Source organism: Candidatus Hydrogenedens sp., from assembly GCA_035361075.1.
GTDB lineage: Bacteria > Hydrogenedentota > Hydrogenedentia > Hydrogenedentales > Hydrogenedentaceae > Hydrogenedens.
In genome coordinates this window covers 14,278-16,166 of sequence record DAOSBX010000056.1, presented here as the reverse complement: position 1 = coordinate 16,166, position 1,889 = coordinate 14,278, and the positions used below count along the sequence as shown (strand labels likewise).

Here is a 1,889-nt window from a genome sequence, read left to right as displayed (position 1 = left end):
ACCCTCATTTGTCCCTTCGCTGGTTTGTCCTTCCGTAGTAGCACCTTCGGCAGATGCCCCTTCACCCTCATTTGTCCCTTCATTGGTTTGTCCCTCACCAGGAAGTTGAACATTCCCATAACCAAGAGATTTAAGGGCACATAAATCAATTAAAGCATATTCACGAATTATAGCCCCCGCCTTGTATCTGGGATTCATCACTGCGTTTTGTATACCTGTCCTGTCTGGGTCCCAATGACAAATACTTGTCCCATCAAGAAAAGGTTCTTTTGAGTAAAGAGGGATTCCTTGAACGCTGTATACAAACTCTGTATAATCTGATTTGAAAACTAATTCATTACTAATTAAATCTGCTTGGCTCCCCTGAAACATTGGGGGTGAACCTGAATAAAGAGCATTATCATTTTTATATATAAACTGGTCAAAGGTTGTATACATGTAGTTATTATTTTCTGTTTGTTGCGTTACACCTGTTGCTTCTACAAAAGATAAGAACCCAAAACCATGGGTAAACTCGTGAATAAGAACAGATACCAGATCAATCTGACCACTCGCTGGGGTAGTATTGTTAGGGTCTTCATAATAATCATAACCGAAATCAACAGTTAACTCTATTTCTGATACATAAGAAACCGGTTTTGTTCCAGTTAATAACCTTTGTTGAGAGAAAGTAGGGCTGAACGTCGTCTCATTTTCAAAGACATAACTCCCTGCAAATGCAAGTGCACCAGAACCATCATTCTCACTTTCTGTAACAAGAATATCAATCGAGCCTGAAATCTTAAAAATATTAGATATATACTCTAATGCTTTTTTGAGACACAACTTACGGTTTGGATGACTCGCATCTTTAAATCCTACACCATCCGAGTCGCTATAGGCTATATTAAAAGTTATGTAACTGGTTGAGAAAGTTTCCAACGTTGCTTCAGGGGGATACCAATTGTCTTTTTCAACCTTTTCAGGGAGCACCTCACGAATTAAACCTGCATCAGGGGCAATAAAGTATATCTTATTCTCTGCATAAACATAAAAACTGAATGAAAAAAGAGAAATTAAACAAATAATAACTACAAATCTACTTTGGTAATAGTTTCTCATAAAAGACCCTTTCTTTATCAATCTCTTTTTATGTTTTAACTTTGTTTGTTAGACCTAAAGTTCCTATCGTAAGTATCATAAATATCCAATCGCCAAAAAGGATTTTTAATAATTTCTCTGGAGTTTTGTTTTTGCATTGGCAACCGACAAAAGTATTATTTGAGCAACCATATTTATCACCTTCATTAAAACCTTCCATAAGTCCCTCTACCAAACCCTCTCCTTCCTGGGGTTGAGTATTCCCTGCGAAAGAGGTAGAAACAATATTTGAACAGAGTTGAGGACCTGCTTCTCGATATATTGCTTGTGTGGTTATTTGGTAGGCACCTTGTAAGTCTGAGGGAAGATAGACATTAAAACTGAAACTGAATGGGAATGGGGGAATATCTATCCAGGCGAATTCAAAAGGATTTATACCATTGGAGACCGCCCTACTTGATGTAGGATATATCGCAGGGGCATTTGTTGGAGAAACACCTTGAAATTGACAGCCCTTAGGGAATAGTGAAGTAAGTCCTAATGCAAGGATGTTTTCTGAAGTAGTTTTAGTAAAAGTAACTGTAACGGTTAAAGATTTACCTGGAATATAATAGATATTATTGTCCGTAGTAGAAATAGCATCACCAGAAACATCCTGTGCAATAATTAAATCATTGGTTATCGGACAATCATCTAAATATCCTTCGTTAGCAGTGCCTTCACTTGTTCCTTCACCTTCGGGTACCTGTCCTTCGGTGGGGCTCCCTTCACTTGTTCCTTCACCTTCGGGTACCTGTCCTTCGGTGGGG

The 1,889-nt window shown here is 38.2% G+C and carries 2 protein-coding genes; both read right to left on the bottom strand.

The genetic code is table 11. The features are described 5' to 3' along the window. Positions 1-1,101: hypothetical protein (locus PLJ10_12760; GenBank protein ID HOK10515.1), on the bottom strand; the 1,101-nt coding region annotated here is incomplete at its 3' end. Positions 1,102-1,129: 28 nt separating this feature from the next. Continuing rightward, positions 1,130-1,889 (bottom strand): hypothetical protein (locus tag PLJ10_12755; protein ID HOK10514.1); only part of this gene is annotated, 760 nt, incomplete at its 5' end.